Origin of the sequence: Nocardia farcinica (assembly GCF_029867845.1) — a bacterium.
In the GTDB taxonomy this organism is placed as follows: Bacteria; Actinomycetota; Actinomycetes; order Mycobacteriales; family Mycobacteriaceae; genus Nocardia; species Nocardia farcinica_A.
Genome location: NZ_JARWRU010000603.1, coordinates 1 through 6,159 on the forward strand (window position 1 = coordinate 1; position 6,159 = coordinate 6,159).

Below are 6,159 nucleotides of genomic sequence, written 5' to 3' on the forward strand. Positions count from 1 at the left end.
GGTCATGGTCGTCGCCGTGATCGGCATGATCGGCATGATGGTCGCGCTCGGCCGCAACCTGCTGGCCAATCCGTTCATGATGATGTTCCCGATGATGATGATCATGTCGATGGTCGGCATGATGGCGGGAATGCGCGGCGGCGGCGGTGGCCCGAAGAAGGCCGCCGAACTCAACGAGGAACGCAAGGACTACTTCCGCTACCTCGCCCAGGTGCGCAAGGACGTGCGCAAGACCGGCGCCCAGCAGCTCGGTGCGCTGCTGTGGAGCCATCCCGAGCCGGCGGATCTGCCGTCGATCGTGGGCACCCGGCGGATGTGGGAGCGCCGCCCCAGTGATCCCGACTTCGGGCACGTGCGGGTGGGAGTCGGCAGTCACCGCCTGGCCACCAAACTGGCCAGGCCGGAGACCGGCCCGCTCGAAGACCTGGAACCGGTGTCGACGGTGGCGCTGCGCCGCTTCGTGCGCACCCACTCGGTGGTGCACGGGCTGCCCACCGCGATCTCGCTGCGCGCTTTCCCCGCGATCAACATCGAGGGCGATCCCGCGCAGACCAGGACGCTGGTGCGTTCCATGCTGATGGAGTTCGCCACCTTCCACGGTCCCGATCACGTCGCGATCGCCATCATCTGCGCCGACCCGGACGCGCCGACCTGGTCGTGGGCGAAATGGCTTCCGCATCTGCAACATCCGGTCCACCGCGACGCCGTGGGCGCGGCCAGGATGATGTACCGCTCGCTGGCCGAGCTGGAGACGGTGATGGCCGCCGAACTCCTCGAACGAGGACGGTTCATGCGCAACGCGCAGCCCACCGCCGGCCGGGTGCATCTGCTGGTCGTCATCGACGACGGGTACGTCAGCGGCACCGAACGTATCGTCAGTGACGCCGGCCTGGATTCGGTGACGGTGCTGGATCTGACCGCGCCGCAGACCGGTCTGGCGGTGCGCCGCGGCCTGCAACTGGTGGTCGCCGAGGGAATGGTCGCCGCCAAATCGGCGGCGGGCGTGGAGAAGTTCGCCACCGCCGACGCCGTGACCACGGCCGAGGCCGAATCGCTCGCCCGCGACCTGGCCCGATACCGCATCGCCACGGCCGCTCAGATCGTCAGTCTCGGTGACGAGACCAGGGCGGTGCCCGGCCTGATGTCCCTGCTGAAGGTGCCCGACGCCGCGCGCATCGATCCGGCGGTGGTGTGGCGTCCGCGCAGCGATCGCGAGCGGCTCCGGGTGCCGATCGGCATCACCCCGGACGGCACTCCGGTGGAGATCGACATCAAGGAGTCTGCCGAGAACGGCATGGGCCCGCATGGGCTGTGCATCGGCGCGACCGGCTCGGGCAAGTCGGAGTTCCTGCGCACCCTGGTGCTGTCGCTGGTCACCACGCATTCGCCCGACCTGCTCAATCTCGTGCTCGTCGACTTCAAGGGCGGCGCGACCTTCCTCGGCCTGGAATCGCTGCCGCACGTGGCGGCGGTGATCACCAATCTCGAAGAAGAACTCGCGATGGTGGACCGTATGCGCGACGCGCTCGCGGGCGAGATGAACCGACGTCAGGAATTGCTGCGCGCGGCGGGCAATTTCGCCAATGTCACCGAATACGAGAAGGCCAGAGCGGCGGGCGCGCAATTGGATCCGCTGCCCGCGCTGTTCATCGTGGTCGACGAGTTCTCCGAACTGTTGTCGCAGAAGCCGGATTTCGCCGACCTGTTCGTCATGATCGGCCGCCTCGGCCGCTCGCTGCGGGTGCACCTGCTGCTGGCCTCGCAGCGCCTGGAGGAGAGCAAGCTGCGCGGACTGGACTCGCACCTGTCCTACCGGATCGGCCTGCGCACCTTCTCGGCCAACGAGTCCAGGGCCGTGCTCGGCATCACCGACGCCTATCACCTGCCGAGCGTGCCCGGTTCGGGTTATCTCAAGAGCGACGCGGCCGACCCGCTGCGGTTCAACGCCGCCTATGTCTCCGGGCCCTATGTGTCCCCGCGCGGCAGCACTCAGGTCGACGGTGAGGCGGTGGGTGGCCAGCGGCCGGTGGAATTCACCGCCTCGGAGGTTCGGCTTCCCGACCAGGAGCCGGGCGCGGCGACCGCGCCGGACGAGCGCGGCGCGGCCGAGGACAGCGCGACGCGCATCGGCCGTCCCGGCCTGCCCGATCTGCCACCGCCGCCCGGTGGCCTGGATCTGCCGCCACCGCCGCCGTCACCGTCGGCCGAGGCGGACCTGCCGCCCGGCCCCGCCGACCAGGACAGCGCCTCGTCCACGAGCCAGCAGCGAGTGCCCGCCACCCTGTTGCAAGTGGTGGTGGAGCGGCTGACCGGCCACGGCAGGCCGGCCCACGAGGTGTGGCTGCCGCCGCTGGACGAGTCGCCTTCGGTGGACATGCTGCTGCCCGACCCGGACTGGCGTTCCCCGGCCAACCGGCACGGGCAGCTGTGGCTGCCGATCGGCGTCATCGACAAGCCCTACGAGCAGCGCCGCGATGTGCTGCTGGTGGATCTCGCGGGAGCGCAGGGCAATATGGCGGTCGTCGGCGGCCCGCAGTCGGGCAAGTCGACCACGTTGCGCACGGTGATCATGGCGGCCGCGGCCACCCACACTCCCGAGCAGGTGCAGTTCTACTGCCTGGATTTCGGCGGCGGCACGCTTGCGGGACTCGCCGATCTGCCGCACGTCGGGTCGGTCGCCGGACGTATGGACGTGGACCGGGTGCGCCGCACCCTGGCCGAGATCACCACCCTGCTGCGGCATCGGGAGGAGCGCTTCCGGGCGCTCGGCATCGAATCGATCCACGAGTTCCGCAGACGCAAGGCCGAGCTGCTCACCCGGTCGCCCGAGGAGCGAGCCGCCGACCCGCTCTCGGAGGACCAGTTCGGCGATGTCTTCCTCGTCGTGGACGGATGGTCCACCGTGCGCGGAGAGTTCGACATGCTGGAGCCGTCCTTCAACGCGCTCGCCGCGCAGGGCCTGTCCTACGGCATCCACCTGATCATCTCGGCGAGCCGCTGGCCGGAGATCAGGCCCGCCGTCAAAGATCTCATCGGCACCAGGCTCGAATTGCGCCTCGGTGACCCCTCGGACTCCGAGATGGACCGGCGAACCGCGGTTCTCGTGCCGTTGGGCAGGCCGGGCCGTGGCCTCACCCCGGAGAAGTTGCACATGCTCGTCGCACTGCCCCGGCTCGATTCCAGCTCCGACCCGAGCACCCTCCCCGAGGGCATCGCGCTGGCGAAGCAACAGCTCGCCGAGATCTACGCGGGCCGCCGCGCGCCCGAGGTGCGGATGCTGCCGCTGGAGATACCCCGCGAGCAGGTGCTCGCCATCGCGGCCGAACAGGGCATCGAGCAGAGCCCGACCAGGGTGGTCATCGGCCTCGGCGAGAACGAACTGGCGCCGATGGTCCTGGACTTCGACACCCAACCGCACCTGATGGCCTTCGCCGACGTGGAGTGCGGCAAGACCACCCTGCTGCGCAACATCGTGCTCGGCGTGGTCGAGAACTCGACGGCCGACACCGCGCGGGTCATCCTCATCGACTACCGGCGCACCATGCTCGGTGTGATCGAGGGCGATCAGCTCGCCGGCTACTCCACCTCGGCGCAGACCTCGGTGCCGATGATCAAGCAGGTGGTCACCTACCTGTCGAAACGGCTACCGCCGCCCGACATCACACCGCAGCAGTTGCGCGAGCGCAGCTGGTGGACCGGGCCGGAGGTCTACATCGTCGTCGACGACTACGACATGGTCGCCACGACCCAGAATCCGCTGGAACCCTTGCTGGAGTACCTGCCGCAGGCGCGCGACATCGGCATGCACCTGATCGTCGCGCGTCGTTCCGGCGGCGCGTCGCGCGCGTTGTACGACAAGGTGCTCGGCCGGATGAAGGACCTGTCGGTAGACGCCCTGCTCATGAGCGCGCCCAAGGACGAGGGCAAGCTCATCGGCGAGGTCAGGGCCACCCGGCTTCCTCCTGGGCGCGGCACTCTCGTCTCGCGCGGCGAACCGCAGATGGTCCAGGTCAGTCACCTGCCGCCGGTGCTCTGACCGCGGGCGGCCATCGGGAAGCGTTCGCACGGACCGGTTTTCGGACATTCCGGGCCGCGCGGGCGGGATCGGATGCGGTCCGGTCCCGCCGGATGCTGGAAGATAACGAACTGCTTACGGCGGGGCGCTCGACGCCCCGGAAAACCCGCGACGGCGGGGCGCGGCGGTTTAGTGTGGGGCGTCCTGATCCGGTGTTGTGCGGCGATGAACGGCGAGGCAACGTGGCAGGTTCCAACTCATCTACGGTCGTCATGGCTCTTCCCGGTGCACCCTGGTGCGCCACCGCGGGGGACGGCGCCACGGATACGGAGGTGCTTCCCACCTCCGATCTGCTGGTTCGCGCCTGTCGCGGGCATCACGTGGTCGGCGGGCCGGTGCTCTGGTTCGCGCGCGACCTCGCGGTGCTACACGAGAAGCGGTCGGTGGATCGCGGTGGCTCGGTGGACGGCGATCCCGCTGTCCTGCTCGAGATCGAGCGGCGCAGAAGTGAACTGGTGATGGCGATCGACGACTGGGTCGCTCGCAATGTGCTGCAGCACCGTATCGGCGCCACGGTGCACACCGAGACGATCGGCGCGGTCATCGATCGCATCGCCGAGTCCTCGGTACGCGCGCATCACGCGCTGATGACCCTCGCGGCCGACGACGACCAGTTGCACAGCGCCTGGCATCGGCTCGCCGAGATCGCCGACGCCTACGACGATCTGGTCCGCGAGGTGCTCGCGGGCAGGCGCAGGCTGCCGGAGTGGTGAGCGCGCGGTCCTAGTGGTGGAACCGCCGGTGGTCGGCGGAGAAGCCGTCGGCCACCGTCGCGGCCAGTTCCACGTAGGCGCGCTTGGCCTGCTTGCTCAGCCGGTGCAGGTCGATCTCGGCGCCCTCGGACAGGTGCGCGTCGTAGGGGATGATGTGCACGGCCCGGCAGCGGGCGAGGAAGTACTCGCGCAACTGCTGGACGCCGACATTCGGTGACCCCTCGCGCGGCAGGTTGATCACCACGACGGCGTTGCGGACCAGATGGTCGTGGCCGTGCAGGGACAGCCAGTCCAGGGTGGCCGCGGCGCTGCGCGCGCCGTCGATGGCCGCCGAGGAGACCAGCACCAACGAATGGGCCAGGTCGAGCACGCCGGTCATCGCCGAGTGCATCAGGCCGGTGCCGCAGTCGGTGAGGATGATGTTGTAGAAGCGCTGCAGGATGCGCGCGACCGCCCGGTACTCCTCGTCGTTGAACGACTCAGAGGCGGCCGGGTCCCGTTCCGAGGCCAGCACTTCCAGCCGGCTCGTGGCCTGCGAGGTGTGCCTGCGCACATCGGAATAGCGTTCGATCGAGGGATCGAGCAGCAGATCGCGCACGGTGGAACGGGTCTGCAACGACACCCGCTGCGAGAGCGTGCCGAAGTCGGGATTGGCGTCCACCGCGATCACCCGGTCACCACGCACCGAGGCGAAGATCGATCCGAGGCCCATCGTGGTGGTCGTCTTGCCGACGCCACCCTTCAACGACAGCACCGCGATCCGGTAGTCGCCGCGCACCGGCTGGCGGATACGCGCGACCAGTTCCTGCAGCCGCCGTTCCTCCGCCGACATGCCGGGATTGATCGCGCCACCGGACATGTGGTGCACGGCTTTCCGCCAACCGCTGCCCGGCGCCTTCTTCGCCCGGCGCAACGGGACGTCGTCCAGCGAGGGCGGGGGTGCGGACGCGGGGTGGTGCTGCGCTGCCGCGCCCCACCCGCCGGGCGTGGGCGGCGCGGCAGCGGGCGGGCCGCCCGCGTTCCACGGCGGTGCCGCGCCGTCCGGCGCCGGCGACTGTGGGTACGGCTGCTGCGCGAAGGTCTGGGGATCACGGCTCTCACCCGGTATTCCGGGGGCCGCGCCGGGCGCTTGGGGCGGCCGGGCGGCCGCGGGGGGACCGGGAGGGGCGGGAGGGTGGCTCACCGGGGCGCGATGCGGCGCGCCGGTGGGCCCGGCCGGGGCGGGGCGGGACCGCCCAGGCCGGGCCCAACGGCGCGCCGCATCGCGCCCCGGTGAGCCAACCATCCGGCCATCCCGGTCCTAACGCGTTCGGCCGGCCGCCCCAAGCGCCCGGCGCGGCCCCCGGAATACCGGGTGAGAGCCGTGATCCC

The 6,159-nt window shown here is 70.0% G+C and carries 3 protein-coding genes; 2 read left to right on the top strand and 1 reads right to left on the bottom strand.

Annotated elements, in window-relative coordinates; translation table 11 throughout:
* Both eccCa and QH283_RS13250 read left to right on the top strand, forming a co-directional pair.
* On the top strand, nt 1–4,036 hold a 4,036-nt coding region (gene eccCa / locus QH283_RS13245), incomplete at its 5' end, for a type VII secretion protein EccCa (protein WP_280503303.1).
* A gap of 311 nt (nt 4,037–4,347) precedes the next feature.
* Nucleotides 4,348–4,788, top strand: a complete 441-nt coding sequence (locus tag QH283_RS13250) for a DUF4254 domain-containing protein (protein WP_280503304.1) — start codon at nt 4,348–4,350, stop codon at nt 4,786–4,788.
* A gap of 10 nt (nt 4,789–4,798) precedes the next feature.
* Here the strand turns inward: QH283_RS13250 and QH283_RS13255 are convergent, their stop codons facing one another.
* A complete protein-coding gene (locus QH283_RS13255) occupies nt 4,799–5,701 on the bottom strand; it encodes a MinD/ParA family ATP-binding protein (RefSeq protein ID WP_348538282.1) in 903 nt (300 codons plus the stop codon).
* Between the last annotated feature and the right edge of the window lie 458 nt (nt 5,702–6,159).